This window comes from Rhodomicrobium lacus (assembly GCF_003992725.1).
GTDB classification, from domain to species: Bacteria; Pseudomonadota; Alphaproteobacteria; order Rhizobiales; family Rhodomicrobiaceae; genus Rhodomicrobium; species Rhodomicrobium lacus.
Genome location: NZ_RZNF01000012.1, coordinates 790,841 through 809,703 on the forward strand (window position 1 = coordinate 790,841; position 18,863 = coordinate 809,703).

The 18,863-nt window shown below is 62.6% G+C and carries 17 protein-coding genes and 1 tRNA gene; 11 read left to right on the plus strand and 7 right to left on the minus strand.

Features of this window, described 5'->3' with window-relative positions; all coding sequences use genetic code 11:
* Positions 1 to 2: 2 nt before the first annotated feature.
* Together EK416_RS13085 and EK416_RS13090 are read left to right on the plus strand one after the other, a co-directional pair.
* Positions 3 to 2,387 (plus strand): chemotaxis protein CheA, encoded by a 2,385-nt coding sequence (locus tag EK416_RS13085; protein ID WP_127078186.1) that lies wholly within the window; start codon positions 3 to 5, stop codon positions 2,385 to 2,387.
* Entirely contained in the window at positions 2,377 to 2,898 is a 522-nt protein-coding gene (locus tag EK416_RS13090; protein ID WP_210211000.1) for a chemotaxis protein CheW, read from the plus strand. The genes EK416_RS13085 and EK416_RS13090 overlap by 11 nt, the downstream gene beginning before the upstream one ends.
* A gap of 172 nt (positions 2,899 to 3,070) precedes the next feature.
* Here the strand turns inward: EK416_RS13090 and EK416_RS13095 are convergent, their stop codons facing one another.
* The 3 genes from EK416_RS13095 to cobT are packed head-to-tail and all read right to left on the minus strand — an operon-like array spanning position 3,071 to position 5,458.
* Positions 3,071 to 3,646, minus strand: a complete 576-nt coding sequence (locus tag EK416_RS13095) for a histidine phosphatase family protein (RefSeq protein WP_127078190.1) — start codon at positions 3,644 to 3,646, stop codon at positions 3,071 to 3,073.
* Positions 3,637 to 4,398 carry an adenosylcobinamide-GDP ribazoletransferase gene (cobS, locus tag EK416_RS13100; RefSeq protein WP_127078192.1) on the minus strand — a complete coding sequence of 254 codons (762 nt, stop codon included), beginning with the start codon at positions 4,396 to 4,398 and terminating at the stop codon, positions 3,637 to 3,639. The genes EK416_RS13095 and cobS overlap by 10 nt, the downstream gene beginning before the upstream one ends.
* 13 nt (positions 4,399 to 4,411) lie before the next feature.
* A complete protein-coding gene (gene cobT / locus EK416_RS13105) occupies positions 4,412 to 5,458 on the minus strand; it encodes a nicotinate-nucleotide--dimethylbenzimidazole phosphoribosyltransferase (protein ID WP_127078194.1) in 1,047 nt (348 codons plus the stop codon).
* Between the two features lie 26 nt (positions 5,459 to 5,484).
* Between cobT and EK416_RS13110 the strand changes: the two genes are divergently transcribed.
* Both EK416_RS13110 and EK416_RS13115 read left to right on the plus strand, forming a co-directional pair.
* Complete coding sequence (locus EK416_RS13110; protein WP_127078196.1) at positions 5,485 to 5,973, plus strand: methyltransferase family protein; 489 nt, start codon at positions 5,485 to 5,487, stop codon at positions 5,971 to 5,973.
* 312 nt (positions 5,974 to 6,285) lie between these two features.
* A complete protein-coding gene (locus tag EK416_RS13115) occupies positions 6,286 to 6,834 on the plus strand; it encodes a PRC-barrel domain-containing protein (RefSeq protein ID WP_127078198.1) in 549 nt (182 codons plus the stop codon).
* Between the two features lie 38 nt (positions 6,835 to 6,872).
* Here the strand turns inward: EK416_RS13115 and EK416_RS13120 are convergent, their stop codons facing one another.
* The 3 genes from EK416_RS13120 to tsaD all read right to left on the minus strand — a co-directional run bounded on the left by EK416_RS13120 (position 6,873) and on the right by tsaD (position 11,204).
* On the minus strand, positions 6,873 to 8,567 hold the full coding sequence (locus EK416_RS13120) for an alkyl sulfatase dimerization domain-containing protein (RefSeq protein ID WP_210211001.1): 1,695 nt from the start codon (positions 8,565 to 8,567) through the stop codon (positions 6,873 to 6,875).
* A gap of 413 nt (positions 8,568 to 8,980) precedes the next feature.
* Entirely contained in the window at positions 8,981 to 10,021 is a 1,041-nt protein-coding gene (locus EK416_RS13125; RefSeq protein ID WP_127078202.1) for an NAD(P)H-dependent glycerol-3-phosphate dehydrogenase, read from the minus strand.
* A gap of 112 nt (positions 10,022 to 10,133) precedes the next feature.
* Complete coding sequence (gene tsaD / locus EK416_RS13130; protein ID WP_127078204.1) at positions 10,134 to 11,204, minus strand: tRNA (adenosine(37)-N6)-threonylcarbamoyltransferase complex transferase subunit TsaD; 1,071 nt, start codon at positions 11,202 to 11,204, stop codon at positions 10,134 to 10,136.
* 182 nt (positions 11,205 to 11,386) lie between these two features.
* Between tsaD and hemC the strand changes: the two genes are divergently transcribed.
* The 5 genes from hemC (at position 11,387) to EK416_RS13155 (ending at position 16,316) form a co-directional block, all read left to right on the plus strand.
* Positions 11,387 to 12,328 carry a hydroxymethylbilane synthase gene (hemC, locus tag EK416_RS13135; RefSeq protein ID WP_127078206.1) on the plus strand — a complete coding sequence of 314 codons (942 nt, stop codon included), beginning with the start codon at positions 11,387 to 11,389 and terminating at the stop codon, positions 12,326 to 12,328.
* Between the two features lie 231 nt (positions 12,329 to 12,559).
* The gene (locus tag EK416_RS13140; protein WP_127078208.1) at positions 12,560 to 13,267 is read left to right on the plus strand and encodes a uroporphyrinogen-III synthase; all 708 of its coding nucleotides are present in this window, start codon (positions 12,560 to 12,562) and stop codon (positions 13,265 to 13,267) included.
* A 78-nt stretch (positions 13,268 to 13,345) separates the two neighbouring features.
* Positions 13,346 to 14,446 (plus strand): COG4223 family protein, encoded by a 1,101-nt coding sequence (locus tag EK416_RS13145; protein ID WP_127078210.1) that lies wholly within the window; start codon positions 13,346 to 13,348, stop codon positions 14,444 to 14,446.
* Between the two features lie 46 nt (positions 14,447 to 14,492).
* The gene (locus EK416_RS13150) at positions 14,493 to 16,070 is read left to right on the plus strand and encodes a heme biosynthesis protein HemY (protein WP_127078212.1); all 1,578 of its coding nucleotides are present in this window, start codon (positions 14,493 to 14,495) and stop codon (positions 16,068 to 16,070) included.
* Positions 16,071 to 16,240: 170 nt separating this feature from the next.
* Positions 16,241 to 16,316: transfer RNA gene (locus EK416_RS13155), tRNA-Thr, on the plus strand.
* 592 nt (positions 16,317 to 16,908) lie between these two features.
* On the opposite strand, the gene soxR is transcribed toward EK416_RS13155, so the two are convergent.
* Positions 16,909 to 17,406: a redox-sensitive transcriptional activator SoxR gene (gene soxR, locus EK416_RS13160; RefSeq protein ID WP_127079772.1), complete on the minus strand. Its 498-nt coding sequence runs from the start codon at positions 17,404 to 17,406 to the stop codon at positions 16,909 to 16,911.
* A gap of 162 nt (positions 17,407 to 17,568) precedes the next feature.
* Here soxR and EK416_RS13165 point away from each other — a divergent pair, with 162 nt between their 5' ends.
* Both EK416_RS13165 and EK416_RS13170 read left to right on the plus strand, forming a co-directional pair.
* Positions 17,569 to 17,772: a hypothetical protein gene (locus EK416_RS13165; RefSeq protein ID WP_127078214.1), complete on the plus strand. Its 204-nt coding sequence runs from the start codon at positions 17,569 to 17,571 to the stop codon at positions 17,770 to 17,772.
* Positions 17,773 to 17,926: 154 nt separating this feature from the next.
* Complete coding sequence (locus EK416_RS13170) at positions 17,927 to 18,859, plus strand: efflux RND transporter periplasmic adaptor subunit (protein WP_245434053.1); 933 nt, start codon at positions 17,927 to 17,929, stop codon at positions 18,857 to 18,859.
* Positions 18,860 to 18,863 lie beyond the last annotated feature (4 nt).

An 18,863-nucleotide genomic window follows, 5' to 3' on the forward strand; every position in this document is an offset into this window, starting at 1 on the left:
CCATGGATGAGTTGCTGAGCGATTTCCTGAGCGAGGTGACCGATCACATTCAGGAAATCGAATCCCATGTGGTCGTTTTTGAGAAGAACCCCGACAATTCAGAAGCTATCCGCCAGATTTTCCGGCTCTTTCACACGATAAAGGGAACGGCGGGCTTTCTGGGCCTCACCCGTCTTCAAAGCGTTTCGCACTCCGCGGAAACACTCATCGATGGGCTCCGCAGCGGACGTGCCCCGGTATCGCCAGCAGCCTCGTTGCTGTTGAAGGCGATCGATCGCGTCAAGAGCCTGCTCGAAAGCGTCGCGGAGCTTGGCGAGGAGCCGGCTGGCGAGGACACCGATATTGTCAGCCGCATCGAGAACTTTCTCGATCGGGGCGATGACCTGGAAGCGGGCTCCGCTCTCGCCGCCACGCCGGTGACGCCGAAGCAAGAGGAGACCTGCGCGCAACAGGCGTCGATTGACCGTCAGGAAATCGCGCCCGAAACACCGGGCACTGTCGCTGGGAACTCTCCGCAAGCTGACGTGGCGCCTTCCGTCGCTGAGGCCATTGCCCAGTCGCAACCGTCTCCTTCGCAGAAGGTCGAGGCCGACCAGACGTCGTCCAAGCCGACGTCCGGGAAGGAGGTGGGACAGGAGACGCTTCGCATTCCAACGGCGGTCATCGAACGTATCATGGCCCTTGCCACGGAATTGGTGCTGTCGCGCAATCAGATCATGAACCTGTCGCGGCGGCAGGACATGCATCAGATGAAGATGCCGCTGGAGCGGCTCTCCGGCCTCACTTCGGAATTGCAGGATGCCGTCATGCAGGCCCGCATGCAGCCGCTCAGGCGCCTGTTCGATAGCGTGCCGCGGCTGATCCGGGATCTCTCGGCGGAAACCGGCAAGGAATTCAATGTCGTCATCGAAGGGGCCGACACCCGTCTCGACCGCCAGCTGATCGAATCCATTCGCGATCCGCTGATGCACCTCGTGCGCAACTGTGCCGACCACGGCATTGAAAGTCCGCAGGAGCGCGCGGCCCGCGGCAAACCGGCGGCCGGCCTCATTTCCATCGTCGCAAGTCAGGATTCAGGCCAGATCGTCATCGAAGTGTCAGACGATGGCCGGGGCTTCGACAGCGAACGGATTCGGGCGAAAGCCGTCGAGCGAGGCCTTGCGGAGGCAGACGCGGTCGCGCGCATGACCGACGAAGAGGTGTACCGTTTCATTCTGGAACCGGGGTTTTCCACCGCACAGACGATAACGACGATATCGGGCCGTGGCGTCGGCATGGACGTCGTGCGCGCGCACCTCGAAGCGATCGGCGGAAGCATCGGGCTTCATTCGACCAAGGGCGCCGGTTCGCGCTTTCTGCTCAGAATTCCGCTGACGCTTGCCATCGAGCCCGCGCTGATTGTCCAGGCCGCGGGCCAGCGGTTTGCGTTGCCGCAGAAATACGTCGTCGAGGCGCTCGATTATTACGACGGCTCGCATGTGATCGGCGAGATGGAGGGGCAGCGCGTCCTGCGGCTTCGCGATGAAGTGTTCCCGGTCGCTGCGCTGTCCACGATGTTCGATCTGGACGACAGCGACGCGTCTCCCGACAAGGTCGTGATCGTCTTGCGGCTTGGCGCCAGAAAGCTCGGCCTGATCGTCGACGGCATCGGCGACATTCAGGAGATCGTGGTCAAGCCCCTGAGCCGGCTCTTTCAGAAATTTCGGATCTTTACGGGTTGCACGATCCTCGGAGAAGGGTCCGTCATCCTCATTCTGGATCCGGCCGGAATGGCCGACTTCATGAAACTCGATCAAGAGCCCGTCAAGAGCGGGCCGCCAGTGGAGCGCGCGGTCGAACGGACGGAGACGCCACTCATTCTTTTCAAAGCTGGCAACGGCGCCACGAAGGCGGTGTTCCGCAGGGTCGTGTCGAGAATCATCCGTGTGGATGCGACCGACATCACGCGGGCGGACGGACGCCTCGTGCATCGTTATCAGGGTCGATTGATCCCGGTGCAACCTCTCACGGACTCACCCACCGGTAAATCGGTGCTGATCCTGATCCTGAATGTCGGGGACGAGACATTCGGTCTGGCTATAGACGCCGTGATCGACATCGTGTCGTCTCAAGCCGTCATCGAACTCGAAGCCGCCACGTCCGGTCTCCTCGGCACCGTCAGCATTGCGCGTGATGCGGTCGAACTGATCGACCCCGAGCACTTTCGCCAGCTTGCCTTTTCGAGGGAGAACGTACTTGGGGTGAACGAGCCCGGAGCGGAACTCGCTCTTCATGACGACGATGCGGGCGTGACGGATCGCGCAAAGGGTGACTACGCCATGCCTGAGCCGTCCAGCAACCATGCAGCAGCCGGAGCGATTGAAAAGGATATGTGCCATGCAGGCTGAACCCGGACTTGTCACGACACATCGCCGAGAGCCAGCTTCCATGGCGACGTCCGACATTCGCACCAGTTTCTTCACCGTGTTTGTGGCCGACCAAGTTTACGGAATAAGCGTCGGCGATGCTCCGACGATTTTCACCCTTGGCGAGGTTACTCCCATGCCGTCGGCGCGAGGCGGATATATCGGGCTGACAAACCTGCGAGGGCGCATCGTGGTGACGGTGAGCCTTCGCAAATGGTTAAGCCTCCGTCCGAAAGAGGGGGGAACCGAAAAATATGCAATAGCGCTTGAGGTTCAAAACGAATGCTTCGCTTTGCTCGTCGACAGGATCGGCGATGTGCTGACATTGCCGGAAATCAGCCGAACCGGTGTTCCCGCCCATTTTCAGAGCCGCAAGACGAATTTCGCGCGGGACATGTATTTCTCGGACATCGGTCTCATTCCGATATTGGACAAGACGCTTCTGTTCGATCAGCTCATGGCTCAGGTCGCGTCCTCAACGTCCGTCGAATGAGCCAGGGCCAGAGGAAGCGGGCGCGCTATCACACTGATAAAGGTCAGGTCGCGCGCCTCACCAGGAATGGTATTCCGATGACTTCGCCGCCCTCAGCGCGTCGTGATCTCGCTTGCCGCTGTCCTGAAGGCGAAAGCATCGTCGCTCCGAGATTGTCGACGGCTGCTCGCAATCATGACTTAAGCCTTGCCAGATCCAGCGCGATCGCCTCGCCATAGGCAACAGGCTGCGCGAAATGCGTCAGCAGCGGCACACCCTCGACGATCGCGCGAAGCACACGGATCGCGCCGGCGTGGGTGATCGCAAGCACGGTGTTTGAGTGGCCCCCGTTTTCGCCCGAGGTTTCGCCCCCCGCAGAGGCAGAACCGAGCGACATGTCCGCGAGCCAGTCCGAGAGGCGCGCGGCCATGGCGGTCAGCGCCTCCCCGCCAGGCGGCGCGGTATCGGGCAGGCCGTTGGCCCACGCATCGAAGTCCGGCTGCGCGATTGTGTCCCAGCGCACGCCCTCCCAGGCGCCAAAGTCGAGTTCCTGCAAACGCGGATCGATACGAGCGGCTGGATCGACACGAAGGGCGAGATCAAGGCACCGCCGCGCGGGGCTCGTGCAGACGAGTGCGCCGCTGGCATGTGGCATGAGCCGAGCCACCGCCGCATCCACCTCATGCGCATCGCAATGGAGAGCGAGCCGCCCGTAACACACACCCGCCTCGACGACCGGCTTCGGGTGGCGCGCGAGGATCAGACGCATGCCGCCAGCGCCAGCAGGAACGCCAGTTCAAAACTCTGCTCGAACGCGCCGAGAACGTCGCCCGTATAACCGCCGATCAGCCTTTTCGCACGCCAGCCCATGAACAGCACTGCGGCGACGCCCGCCGCCAGTCCAGCCAGTGCGAGCGGCAGCGGCAGCAGCGCCAGCGGCGCGAGGCCGAAGACGGAGGCGACGGCGAGCCCGCGCGTGGTCACGCTCTGCCCGGCGGGCTTCATCTTCCCTGCCTCGACGGGTTTCGCGTACGGCAGCACCGGCATCGTCGCAATGACCGCAAGCCGCCCGCCCGCGTGAATCGCGATGAGGGCGGCGGCGGCGACTGTTACCGGAAGGGCGGCCAGGGCGAAAACCTTCACGCCGAGGTTCAGCACCGTCGCCACCACGCCAAAGGTGCCGAGGCGGCTGTCGGTCATGATCGCGAGGCGCTTTTCTTTCGTGCTGCCGCCCATGGCGTCGAAGAAATCCGCGAAACCATCCTCATGAAAGGCACCCGTCGCAGCAACGCCAGCCGCGACCGCCAGCAGCGCGGGGAGCGGCCCGGTCCACACGAGCGACGCGGCCAACAGCACCGCCGCCGAAATGCCGCCAACCACCACGCCCGCCAGCGGGAAATATTTCACGCTGCGGTCGAGCCAGGCATGGTCGAAGGCGAACAGCCCCGGCACCGGCAGCCGCGTGAGAAACTGCACGGCGCTCAGGAACAGGCAAAACTCCGTGCGGACGAAGGCGATCATGTCGGGTTCGGCCTCACTTGGCGTGCGTCGGATGCGGCCCGGGCAGGTCGGCCATGGTGTCGAGCATCGCCTGCGCCATGCGCAGCATGGGCACGACGAGCACAGCGCCAGTGCCCTCGCCAAGCCGCATGCCGAAGCTGAAGAAGGGCTCCGCGTTCAGCCATTGCATGAGCGCGATGTGCCCCGGTTCGGCCGACTGATGCGAGAACAGCAGGTAATCGCGCAGGTTCGGGTCGATGGCGACGGCAGCGCAGGCGGCGGCGGTGGCGATGAAGCCGTCGACAATCACGATCTGGCGCGCGTTGGCCGCACCGAACATCGCGCCCGCCATCATCGCGATTTCGTAGCCGCCGAACTCGCGCAGCGCGTCGAGGCCGGTTTCGACCGGCGCGCGGGTAAACGAACGCGCGAGCACATCGCGCTTGTGTTGCAGGCCCGCTGGCGGTGCGCCCGCGCCGGGCCCCACGACGATATCGAGCGGAAGCTTCGTCACGCAATGCGCGACAAGCGCCGCCGAGCTTGTGTTGCCGATGCCGATCTCGCCGAGCGCCAGCATGCCGAAGCCTTGCGCCCTCAGATCCCCCGCGATCTCGAATCCCGCGCGCAACGCCTCGCTCAGTTCATCAGGGGTCATGGCGGGTTCGTGCAGGAAGTCGCGCGTGCCGGGACCGATACGCCGCGACGTGAGGCGCGGATGCGGCGGGTGCGGCTGGCGAAGCCCCGCGTCGATCACGAACACCTCGACGTCTGCGCCCTTGGCTGCGATGTTGCCCCCGGCCTTGCCGTCGCAGGCCATGCCGGTGACGAGTGTCGAGATTTCGGCCGGGTACGCCGTCACGCCTTCCGCGACGACGCCATGATCGGCCGCGAAGATCGCAAGCGCCGCGCGACCCAGATCTGGTTTTAAGGATTGCGTTATAAGACCGGCGTGGATCGCCAGCGTTTCGATGCGGCCGAGCGAACCGACCGGCTTCGCCTTCTGGTCGATGGCGGCGCGAAGTGAGGGTTCAAGGTCGCGCGAAAGCGGCGTGACAGAGGGAAACCGTTCAGCTTTATGCATGGGATCACTGTTATAAGAGGCAAGCGATGAGCACTAAAGATCACACGGGCGGCGAGCCGGTCAATGCACCAATCTTTCCGAAGCCGCCAGTCGTGCTGCTGCTGTTCCTTGCCGCTGGCTTCGTGCTTCAGCATTTCGTTCCATTGCTCCAGGGCGAGCCGGACGTCGCGAGCATCGTCGCGGGCAATGCGTTCATGGTAGCCGGGTTTGTCATCGCCGTGCTTGCCGCGCGCGAGATGTTCCGCGCCAGAACCGCGATTTTGCCCGGCGAGAAGGCTGCGGCGCTGGTGCAAAGCGGCGTCTTCACGCTTTCTCGCAATCCGATCTATCTGAGTTTCATTCTTTTTATGGTCGGACTCGGCCTCGCACTCGCGAACCTCTGGTTGATCCTGCTCGCACCCTTTCTCCTGCTGTATTTGCAGGAACGCGTGGTCAAGCGTGAGGAAGCCTATCTGGCTGCGCGATTCGGCCCTCAGTTCTTCGATTATCGAAAGCGCGTGCGCCGCTGGATATAGGCGGTGCGGCTCTTCGCATCACGACATCGTTTTTTGATAACCGCCGAGCGCGGGGAACGGTCTTGATCGCACGCGATCCGGCCCGAAAACGGCCTTGTTGCGGTGCAACTCATCATCTACGGACGAATCAACCCGCAGAGGTTGCATGAGGCCCGGCGTTTTTTGCAGCCTTGTTAAGTTCCGGCCGACCTGGAAGCTCGAGTCTTTCTAAATATTCATGATATCGCGTCATTCCTCCGTACCGGAACCTTTCCTATATGCGTGTGTCTTACCACCCGTGTTTCTTGACACGGCGAACATGGAGTTTCCCGAATGAAAACGACTCTCACGGCTGCCGCGGCTTTGATGATCGCTATCAGCCCCCTCGCAGCACAGACGACGGCGCCGGCGGCTACGGCCCCTGTCACCTTTATCGAACAGCAGACGAATGAAGAAGTGCTTGGCACCGACTTCGTCGGCACCCCCGTCCTCGCGAAGGACAACCAGCAGATCGGCAAGATCGCCAACCTCGTGTTCGACAAGGACGGCCGCATTGCGATCGCGGTGATCGGCGTTGGCGGCGTGCTCGGGATCGGTGAGAAGGAAGTCGCGGTTCCGTTCGACGCGATCAAGTCCGAAAGCAAAGACAACAAGCATGTCTTCACGGTCGACGCGACGAAAGAGCAGCTCAAGGCCGCTCCCGCCTACAAGACGCTGAACGATCAGGCGTTCAATCAGCGCGTTGCCGAGTGGCGCCAGAAGGCTGCCGAGAGCTGGAAGCAGGCGAAGGAGAAGGCCGGCCAAGCCTACGAACAGGCCAAGGAAAAGGTCAACGAGAAGATCAACGAGAACAAACCCGCAGAAACCCCCAAGTCCCAGTAACGCGGGGACAATCGTCAGGAAGGAGGCTTCGGCCTCCTTTATTCTGATTTTGCTTTCGCCAGATTTGGCTTCAGTCGCGCTCCCGGCGGAAGCAACAGGTTCACACCGTTGGGCGTAACGACGTCGAACAGGGCGAGGAAGCGCGCTGCATCGTCCCTGCTGCCATTGATATCCACACCTTGGGCGAGCTTGCCGCTCATCGCCGTTTCAAGGATCGCCGCTTTCGGCCCCTTTAGCGTCACGACGGCTGCGGGCAGTGCGCCTTCGGTGAAAGCCGCAATGCGGTTGCGAACCTCGAAGCCCGCCTTTTCGCCCGTGTCGGTCACGTCGAACTGTACCGCCATTTTCGCGTCCTTCGCCCGCTCCGCGTTCAGGCGCACGCCCATCGTTTTCAGGAATTGCGTCGTAGGCAAAGCGGCAACAATGGCGGGATCGGCGAAGTTCCAGGCTTTCGAACGGTCCAGCGTGCCGTTAAGCTCGCCGGCGCCCGAGAGGCCATAGGCGCGCCAGTAGATGTTCGTTTGATTGTACGCCCATTGGCGGAGAGCGTCCGCTTTCAGTTCGCGCGCCTGCATGTCGTTAGGATCTGAACGCGTGGCGTGTGTCAAAACCTCAGACGCCCAGCCGTAATTCTTTGCGTCGAGCGCCTTGCGCGCTTCGTCCAGCACCGCATCGCGGCCGCCCATCACGCGCACATATTGCTTCGACAGCTCGATGAAGCCGGGCCGTGCGAGCTGTGTTGCGTCGCCCTCCCACCAGCCGAGATAGCCGTTGTAGATGTTGCGCACCGAATGCGCGACGGTGCCATAATATTCCTGAAGCCACGGATCGCTCGCGAACGGTTCGGGCAGAATGACCTTCTCTGCGAGTTGATCGCGCTTGTAACCGAGGTTCATCCAGTAGATGGATTGATCGTGGACATATTGGATCGCGTCGCGATAGTTGCGGATGCGGTCCACGATGAAGTCGTTGCCCTTCCACGCGCGCATGTGCGAGCCGGAATAGGTGTCCGCGTTCTTCGCATACTGCAATAGCGCGTCAACGCCCTCCATCCACGCTTGCACGTCGCGGTACGATGTCCCGCGCAATGTGTAGAGGTTCGGAAAGGTTTCACCCTGCACCGTCTCCGAGCCGTGGACGTGCTTGAAGTCGGGCAGCCAAACGTCGATCTCGTCGTCGCCCGCGTCGCCATAGGCCGGAAAGATTTCGAAGTTCACGCCGGAAATCGACGTCTTGAGCGGCTTGTCGCCCGGCACCAGAACGGTCGGCATGAAAAAGGATACCGGCCCCGCGCCAAAGGTTGGCCCAATGCCGAAATGAACAGGGCCTTCCGGTCCGAGCGGAAGATAACCGGCGCTATAGGCGGTGCGCTGGGTCAGAATGTTGCCGACGACGCCCACATCGTTGACGAGATTTTTCACGAAGTTTTCGGACGCGATGATCTGCGTCTTGCCCGAGTTCACGGTGTCTTGCGTCACGCCCCAGCCTTTCGAGCCGAAGGCGTGATCGGGGTGCCGGTGCGTGTAGATGATGGCGGCCACGGGAAGTTTCGCGGCCTCCGGCGCGGCCTTCGCGAACGCCTCGCGGGTATCCTTCGCGCTGTTGTCGTCTGAGCCGGGATCGACGACGATCAGCCCGTCATTACCGATCACGATCAGCGTGGAAGCGAGCTGGAAGCCATAGGCGTGATAGATCTTGCCTTTCACGACCTCCTGAATCGTTTTCGGCATCATCCGCGCATATTCGGTTTGCGCAGGCGGGATGGTCGGCGCAGATTCCGTATAAGCGAGGTTTTCGCCTTGCCATACCGCCGGAGCCAGATGACTCAAAGTGTCCTTGCCGTTGAAAACCGAAGGGTTTTGACTTCTTATCGGGCTGTTTAGCGGACCCTGTTCGTCGGCTGCCGCGAAGCCAGCCAAAGTGAACATCGAAATCGCGCTTCCAAGAAAGATTTCTCGACAGAACGTCATAACCGCCTCCGCATCGTTTGTGTGACGCAAGGCGCTTATCGGCAGGTTCGTTCCGGGAAAGAGTGCTAATCGGCTCCAATAACGGCTTAAGGCGAACAGATTGTAAACTGTGGCAACACTTGCTGGCTCGCGCCTCTCCAGACGGGTGTTGGGTGACGGCCGGAACAGCTTGGGCTTTACGAGGCAGGCGGGAAATCCACCTCGGCGCGCAGCGGGCGCGACAGCAGCGCATCGATGGCGTCATCCACGCTCGTCTCGCCCTTGACGATGCTATGCACGGCCTCGCAGATAGGCATCTCCACCCCGTGCTTCGCCGCCAGCGCGACCACGGCGCCCGCCGAATGCACGCCCTCGGAGACCGATTTCCGCTGGCCGAGAATTTCGGAAAGCATGCGGCCTTGCCCGAGCGCCAGCCCGAGCGACATGTTGCGCGATTGAACACTCGACGCGGTCAGGATGAGATCGCCGAGCCCGGAAAGCCCGGTCAGCGTTTCGAAGCGTCCGCCGAGCGCGCGCCCCAGCCGCACGAGTTCCGCGAAACCGCGCGTGACCATGGCCGCGTGCGCATTCGCGCCGAACTTCCGACCCTCAACGATACCTGCCGCGATCGCCAGCACGTTCTTCACCGCGCCGCCAACCTGTGCGGCCGTGACGTCGTCGGTCCAGTAGAGGCGGAAGGTGCGATGCGCGAGGGCGGCGGTGAGTTCCGCGCCGAGCGTCTCGTCCGGGCAGGCCAGTGTCAGCGCCGTGGGCAGATTGCGCGCGACCTCACCCGCAAAGCTCGGGCCGGAAAGGACAGCGATTTCGGCGCCGGGCACAACTTCGCGCACCACCTCGCTCATGAACGCGTTCGTGCCGTTCTCCACGCCCTTGGTGCAGATTACGACGGGCGTGCCGCTTCGAAGGTGTGGCGCGACTTCGCTGGCTACGGCGCGCGAGAACTGCGAAGGCGCGACGAAGAGGAGAGCGTCAGCCGCCGCGACGTCCTTCGCCTTGGCCGTCGCGCGTATGCGTGGATCGAGCGCCACGCCCGGCAGATAGACGCGGTTCGTGCGGTGATCGTTGATTTCGGCAACCGTTTCGAACTCGTAAGCCCAGAGCGTGACCTCGCGCCCCGCGCGGCAGGCGGACTGCGCAAGCGCCGTTCCCCACGCGCCGCCGCCTATGACGCCGATGTGCTGCAAACGCGCCGCCTCGCCGGAAGTGTTCGTGGCCATGATCGAGCCGCCCTTTCCAAAATGCCGCGAGCCATGCGGCTGCGAGCTTACGATTGAGGCGGCTGTGGTAGCGGGGCGGCGGAGACCGCGCAACCCGCTGGCCCTTTCAGGGTCATTCCGCCGCGGAAAGCTCTTTCACCGCCTCGACCGGGGCCGGAACTTCGGAAATTGGCCAGCGCGCGCGTGCCGCGACGTCAAGGCCGTCTACGAGGCCGGCTGCGATCCGGTTAGCCCCCGCCCAGGCGATCATTGCCGCATTGTCGGTGCAAAGCCCGGGTGGCGGGGCGTGAAACGTGTATTCAGAAGCTTCACACTCTCTGAGAAGCGCAGCTCGCAGCGCGCGGTTGGACGCGACGCCGCCCGCCACCACAAGCCGCCGCGGCAGGCCGGATGCTTCATAGATGGTCATGGCCGCGCGAAGCCTGTCGCGCACGACGTCCGCCGCAGCCTTCTGGAACGACGCACAGAGATCGGCCGCAACCTGCCTCGACACAGGCGCGTGCGTGAGCGCAACCTGACGCACGGCGGTCTTGAGGCCGGAAAACGAGAAGTCGGGGCGGGTGCGCCCTGCCAGAGGTCGCGGCAGATCGAAGCGATACGGATCGCCGCTGGCCGCCGTGCGCTCAACGGCGGGGCCGCCGGGAAAGCCGAGGCCGAGCATCTTCGCGACCTTGTCGAAAGCCTCGCCGAGAGCGTCGTCGATGGTGCCGCCGAGCTTCTCGTATCGAAAGAGACCGTCAACCTTCAGAAATTCCGTATGGCCGCCCGACACCAGCAAAAGGAGATACGGCGGCCGAAGCCCTTCCGTGAGGCCGACCGTCAGCGCGTGGCCTTCGAGATGGTTCACCGCGGCAAGCGGGAGATCGTGAACGAGCGCGATGGCCTTCGCCGTGACGAGGCCCACGAGGACGCCGCCGATCAGCCCCGGCCCCGCCGTCGCTGCCACGCCGTCGAGGTCGTCGAAGTCGAGCTGCGCCTCTACGAGCGCGGCCTCCACGATGCTGTCCACGACCTGCACATGAGCGCGCGCGGCAATTTCCGGCACGACGCCGCCATAGGCTTCGTGATCGTTGAATTGCGAACGTATGATAGACGAGAGAAGTGTGCCGTTACCGAAAGGGTCGCGCCGGACTATTGCAGCGGCGGTTTCATCGCAACTCGTCTCGATTCCCAGCACTGTCAACTCGCGGTCTTTTGTCGCCCCCGGCTCCTTAGTTGCTCCGGTGCTCGCGCGTTGCTGCATGATCCGTGTCTAATTCCGTCTTGCTTTAGTGCTGTACCTTGCGGCTGCGATATGCTTAGTGTCCCAATCCTCTGCATCCTCAAAAAACCGGACGCACCCCTACAACCTAAGTCAACACAACCATGAAAAATCACTCAGACGCAAGGCAAATTCGCATCGGTACCCGTGGCAGTGCGCTGGCTCTGGCGCAAGCTACGGAAGTACAGAACCGCCTGGCCGCGATCTATGGCGACGAGGTACAATTCGAGCGTGTCGTCATCAAGACGACCGGCGACAAAATCCTCGACAAGGCCTTGTCTTTGGTTGGAGGCAAGGGGCTTTTCACCAAGGAACTTGAAGAGGCGTTGTTTGCGGACCAGATCGACATTGCCGTTCATTCGATGAAGGACGTGCAGGCTTTTCTGCCGGACGGTCTTGAGATCGCCTGCAATCTTCCGCGTGAGGACGTGCGAGACGCGTTCATCTCGACGAAGGCGAAATCTCTCTCCGACTTGCCGGAGGGCGCGGTCGTCGGAACGGCTTCCATTCGCCGCGAAGCCTTCATCAAGAACAAGCGTCCGGATCTGAAGACGGTGCTGTTCCGCGGCAACGTTCAATCGCGGCTGAGGAAGCTCGAAGAGGGCGTTGCCGACGCGACGCTCCTGGCGTCCGCCGGCTTGAACCGTCTCGGTCTCTCCGACCGCATCACCGACCATATCCCCGTTGAAGAAATGCTGCCCGCTCCCGCGCAAGGCGCGATCGGCATCGAAATCCGCTCCGACGATCAGGTGACGCGCGAACTCATCATGGCGCTGCACGACGAAGCGACTGGCTATGCCATCAATGCCGAGCGCGCATTCCTCAGCGAACTCGACGGTTCCTGTCGAACGCCGATTGCGGCGCTCGCCCGCTACGACGGTCACGGCAAGATATCTTTCAAGGGCGCGATCCTTACGCCCGACGGCGCACGCATCTATGAAACCACCCGCGAAGGCAGCGCGAACGACGCGGCAGCGATGGGTAAGGATGCGGCGAAAGAGCTTTTCGCGGTGGGCGGCAAGGACTGTTTCCCCGCCACCGAATGACATGATCGCGTATCAAGCGGAACGCCGCACGTCGCGGCGTCCGCAACTGGTGCTTCGATGCAGACGTTTCGCCTGACTGATGCACAGGCAAACCCAGACTCCAGAAGAGCACCGCATTTATCGAATCCCGTGCAGTATGACGATTGACTTTGATATGAGAGCCCACGCTGCGGGCGAATCGAGTGTCAGTCCGACCGCACCGGCGCAGGACCATCCGACAGCGGAGGCGGCATGCGTTTGCTGGTAACGAGAGCGGAGCAGGACGCCGGTCCATTCGCCGACGAATTGCGCGAGCGGGGGCATGAGCCCGTGCTTCAGCCGCTCATCGAACTTCACGCGCTCGATTTCGACGCAGCGGCGCTTGAAGAGACCGACGCGCTTATCGTGACGAGCGGCAACACGCTGCGCGCGCTGGAACAGGCGGGCGCAATCGGTGGACTTGCCCGCTTCCCCATATACTGTGTCGGAGATGCTACCGCGCGACGCGCCAGACATAGCGGCCTTCAAAAGCCGCTTGCCATCGAGGACACGGGCGAAAAGCTCGCTGCCGCGATCGTCGATGCGGCTGCGCCGGGCACACGCTTCGTCCACCTGGCGGGAGAACATCTTGCGTTCGATATCGTTGGAGAATTGACACGCCACGGCATGCCGTCGCGGTCGCTGGCCGTCTACGCCATGGAAGCCGCCGAGGCGTTCAAGCCCGAGGTCGCGGACATGATCGAACGGGGCACGCTCGACGGCGTGACGCTGCTCTCTCCGCGCACGGCCGAAATATACGTTTCATTATGTCACAGGCATCGATTGGCTGAATGCGCTAAAAAACTGGCGTATTTTTGCATATCGGAAACTGTGGCGCACCGACTTGAGACGCTCGACGCGCGTCGCGTTTACATATCCGAAAGGCCGAATCGCAAGGCTCTTCTTGACCTTGTAAGTTAGGCGCAACCTCTGCCCTTCCGAGAACACGATCTTGTGGAAGAAGGCGCTTGCAAAAAAGATAAATAGGCTGGTCCGACGATGCCCGAAGACAAGAAACCGAGACCGACTATCATCGATGGCGAAAAGGCTCAGCCAGCGGCGGCAGGCGCGGACACCTCGCCCCGTCCGAAACCGCAAATCATCGACCAGGCACCGCAACCGACAAGCGGGGGCGGCCTTTTGAAGACGCTGACAGCGGGCGTCATCGGCGGCCTCGTTGGCGCAGGCGCGGTCTATTTCACGGTCGCCGCCGACACGACCGGGGGCACGGACGCGGAAGCGCGCAGGCAGATCGCCGATCTCCAGCAGCGGACGGCGCAGCTTGGCGAGGCCGTACGCGCGCGGCCGCAGGCGGTGGCCGAAACGGCGGCTCCGGCCGTGCCGCCCGTCGATCTTACGGAGGTCAACAACCGTCTCGATGCGCTTGAGAATACCGGCAAGGATGCGAGCGCCTCGCTGCAATCGCTGACGCAGCGAATCGAAGCCGTCGAGCAGAAGCCCGGCATCGAGCCGCGCAAGGAAGTGGTCGAAGCGGCCGTCGCGGCGCAGATCGCCCCAATCGGCGATCGCATCACGGACATCGAACGCGGTCTTGGCGAGCGGCGTGCCGACGCCCGCAATGCCGCCCTTTCGCTTGCTCTTGCAAACTTCAAGCGCGCGGTCGCCGAAGGGCGCCCCTTCGCCGAAGAACTGACGGCCATCGAAAACCTGTCGCCTGAAAAGCTTCCGGTGTCGGCGCTCGCCGCCTACAAGGACAAGGGTGTGCCTTCCATCGCCGCGCTGCGGACGAGTTTCGAGGATGCGGCGCGCGTGGCGATCCAGCGGCACTATCAGAAGCAGTCGCCCGACAGCGTCGTCGGCCAGGTGGTGGCGCGCGCGCGCTCCGCGGTTCAGGTCAAGCCGTCCGGCGATGGTGGCGACACGGTCGAGGCCATCCTCGGGCGGGTTTCGTCCGCGCTGAAGGCGGGAAATGCGGCGGGTGCCCTCGCGGCCTCGGATACGCTTCCTTCTACGGCCAAAGAGGAAATCGTCGCGTGGCTTGAGCAAGTAAAAGCCCGCGTCGCTGCAGACGAGGCCGTGAAGAACACCGATCAGCAGCTTATCGCGACCCTGACGAAACCTCAGGGCGTCCAGAACTGAACAACCGGCAACCACGCGCGAACTCGCTAACTTTGGAATTCAAGTCATGACCCGCCTCATCGGCTATTTCCTGCTCATCGTCCTTGTCGCCGTCGGGTTTGCCTGGATTGCGGACCGGCCGGGAAGCGTAACCATCCAGTGGCTCGGCTATGACATCCAGACGAGCGTCTTCATCGGCTCGGTAGCGCTGCTGCTGGCCTTCGTCATCGTGTTCCTTCTGGGGTGGCTGGGCCTCCTCACCTGGACCGGACCGAAGAAGTTCCGCAACAGGGTCCAGCGCCGCCGCCAGCGCATCGGTCAGGAAGCCGTGCGACGCGGTATCTTCGCAGCGGGAGCGGGCGACAAGTCCGCCGCGCTCAAGGCGGACGCCATTGCGAGGCGGACCGTGCCGAACGAGCCTCTGGCCCTTCTTCTTCAGGCGCAGTCGGCACAGCTGAACGAGGACTCGATTGCGTCGCGGCAGGCCTTCGAGCGCATGCTGGAAAAGCCGGAAATGGCCGAGCTTGGCCTTCGCGGTCTTTACATGGAGGCGAAGAAAGCGAATCAGAACGAGGCCGCCAAGCAGTTTGCGGAACGGGCGCTCGCCGCCAACCCCGCGCTGTCGTGGTCTTCGAGCGCGCTTTTCGAAATCCAGACCCGCGAAGGCGACTGGCGGGCAGCGCTGAAAACGCTTCAGATCGCAAAGGAACACCGCCATCTCGCCAAGCCCGAAGCCGACAGGCGCCGTTCGCTGCTTCTGACGCAGCTTGCCATCGAGCTTGAAGATTCGCAGCCAAGCAAGGCGCTGGCATACGCCACGGAAGCTTTTGACTTGTCGCCCACGCTGATCCCCGCCGCTGTCGTGGCGGGCCGGATCCTTACCACGCAGGGCCAGACATCGCGCGCCACGAAAATTCTCACGCAAGCCTGGCGCTCGACCCAGCATCCCGAGATCGCGCTCACCTTTGCTCACGCGCGGCGCGGCGATTCGCCCCGTGACCGCCTTGCCCGTGTAAAGTCCCTCGTCGCGGCCGGGGCGCAGACGCTCGAAGGTGCGGTCGCCGTTGCCGTGGCTGCCATCGACGCACAGGAATGGAAGACGGCGAGGCTGGCACTCGAACCCTATCTCGCCAACAATCCGACCGCGCGGGTGTGCCGCCTCATGGCGCGCATCGAGGCCGGTCAGAACCGTGATTCAGGCCGTGCGCGCGAATGGCTTGCAAAAGCGGCGCGCGGCGCTCCGGATCCGGTCTGGGTGGCTTCGGATGGCACCATATCCGCCGAATGGCAGCCGATATCGCCGACGACCGGCGCGCTTGGCAGCTTTGAATGGAAGACCCCGCCCGCCAACGCGACACCAACCTCCGAAGACTTCGCAGCAGAGATTTCAGCCCTGGACGTCGTTTCGCTCGAAGGTGAATCGCTGCCGGACTCCTACGCGAAGGCCAAGGGGTTGTCTGGCCGCTCGAACGAGCCGGTGGACGTCGTCGCCTCTCCTGTGGGCAAGGAGGGGGCCGATCCGTCCAAGACGCCTCCTACGCCCGCTAATGACACGGCAACGTCCAACGCTTTGATCACAACGCCGGAGACGACGGTGGAGGCCGAGGAGGTGACGACGCCGGTCGACCGCTTCCGGCGCCGCTGAGCGCGGGCGACGAGCAGGTCGAACGCAAAGTGCCAACCGTGTGCGGTCGCGGCGCCTTGCGGTAGCCGCGCCTCGTATAGAGTATCGAGATTTCCGCCAAATATCTTTCAAAGCGGGCTTGCACCACGAGAAGTCCGTTGCTATGCATGTTTCGCGGGTTGGCCCGCATCGCCGCTTTAGCTCAGCCGGTAGAGCACCTCATTCGTAATGAGGGGGTCGCGTGTTCGAGTCACGCAAGCGGCACCACTTCCCTGCCAATTCCGAATTGTAAAATTCCGTACCCGAACGCAATCGGGAGCGAACGGTGTCGCGGCGCGTCGAATCTGGGCGGTCGAAGCCGTGATTATACGGTGGTTACAAGTGCAAAAGCTTGAGAAGTCACCTAAGGGTCGGGTTCATACAAGACGTGTCGCTCTGCTCAGCAGACATTCAACCTCGTGACGAGCCCTGGAGATGATGTCCGAATATGACCAAACCCGCATGTTCGGGGCATCGTTCTGGGGATTCAATTCGCTCACCCGCTTCCCACCAATTACGATGATGTCGCAGGGCTTCGCCGGTAGCCGTGTCTGCAAATCGTCCGCATAAGTCCTGAAGCCGCCTCTTGGCAATGCCTTCATCATTCGCCTGGCCGCTCTGGCGACGAACGCATCAGTGGAACGCCGCTTGCTTCCGAGGGGTGAGTTGCGTTTTCTTGCGGCAGAGTGCGCAATTTCTACTGGAATAGTCAGAAGCTGGCGTTCGCACTTATCCATGCCTTCAGTCCGTCGGCCTGCGCACCTGCAAAAGTTCAACCGACGCCAGCGAAATGCGTTGTAAGACCATTGGTGCTCCGAAATCATTCTGACTCGGGTTGGCACTCTCGGCTTTCTGCGCCTCCGATGGTGGAAGCAAGCCGGCGCGGGCCAGCGCCCTCATGTCCCAGTTCGTCGCCGGGGTTGCGCAGCGGGCATTCCTGGAGCGAAAGACATCCGCAGCCTATGCAATTTATGAGATGCTCGCGAAGTTCGGTCAGCGCGGCGATACGTTCGTCGAGCATGTCTCGCCAAGCGATCGAAAAATTCTTCCAGTCTTCGACGTCGGGCGGCCGATCTTGCGGGAAATCCTTCAGCGCTTCGCGGACGACCTGGAGCGGAATGCCCGCGCGCTGTGCAACGCGGATGATCGCAACGCGGCGCAAAACGGAACGATGGTAACGCCGCTGGTTGCCGTCGGTGCGCCACCCCTCGATAAGCCCCTTCGATTCATAGAAATGCAGAGTGGAGACCGCTACGCCCGCGCGTTTGGCGACCTCGCCGACGCTGAGCGTAACCTTGATATCTTCGTCCGTCTCCATGGCTTCCCTCTCGATGACGGCCTTCGCCGTTGCGACGTTGCGACGCGTTGGAGCATGCCCGCGCATGCTTGACCTCAACATTAGTTGAGGTTTTATAGTCCATGTCGGCTTGCAAGGGCAAGTCCCGCAACGTCTCAGCGGACGTCTTCAGGAGGGGCCGACATGATCAACCGTTTCAAGGCCTGGCTTTATCGCACACGTCCGGACCGTTCGCTTGGTCCGGCCCTGTTCATCGGTTTTCTGACGCTTCTCGCCGTTCTGATGTGGCTTGAGACGCTGAGGATCAGCACCCTTTTCTGCGAAACCGATCTTTGCTGCGCATTCTGGATCGCCGCCTCCGACGTGCGGGAGGCCGCTCATGGCTAATCCGACGCGCCGCCCCTTTTTCGCGACATCCGTTTCAGTCCACATTCTCGCTCTTTTGATACTCACAACCGTTTTTTCGGGGGTCTATGCGTGGCGCTCGACGAGACTGCAATCGTCCGGTTCTAAAGCCCTGCCTCCCATTGAGGTCGTGGCCATGACCGTCGAACCCGAGAACTTGCCTCAGGAGTTGGACGCCATAGGCTCGCTCTCGTCAGTGAACGAAGTGACGCTCGCGCCGGAAGTGGCGGGCCGCGTGATCTCGATCGATTTCGAAGCCGGGGCGGAGGTGGCAAAGGGGGCTGAACTCGTCCGTCTGTACGATGCGCCAGAGCGCGCCGATCTCGAAACGGCGAAGGCAAAACTGGAGTTCGCGCGGCTTCAGTTCGACCGCGCGCAGGACCTCGCACCGAAGGGCGCTGAGTCGCGCCAGATGCTCCAGCAGCGCGCGGCGGAACTCGCGCAGGCCGAAGCGGCGGTGCAACTGGCTGAAGCGCGCCTCACGCAACGCACCATCCGCGCGCCGTTCGCCGGCCGGCTGGGTGTGCGCCGCGTCAACCTCGGACAATATGTGAACGCGGGCGAGCCGCTCGTAAGTTTGACAGCTCTTGATCGGCTGTACGTCAATTTCACGGTTCCGCAGCAGGAACTTTCGAAGCTTGTGAACGGCGGCAAGGTGGCACTGCGGACCGATGCGTGGCCGGGACGAGACTTTGAAGCCCATATCAACGCCATCGAGCCGATGATCGCCGCGGAGACGCGCAATATTTCGGTGCAGGCCACGCTCGCGAACGCGGACGGCGCGCTCCGCCCCGGCCTTTATGTCACCGCGAAAGTGGGCCTGCCGCCGCGCGTCAAGGCAATCCTCGTGCCTGTGACCGCGGTCGTAACAGGTCCGTCCGGCGACACGGCCTATGTGGTCCGCAACGGCAAGGCCGAGATCGTGCTGGTCGAGACGGGACGAAGGGTTGGCGCGTACGTCGTCGTGGAGCGCGGCCTGGAGGCTGGCGACGTTGTCATCACCACGGGGCAACTCCGCGTGCAGCCGGGCGCGGCCGTCACTCTTGCCGCCACCAGGGCGAAGGAATAGGCGC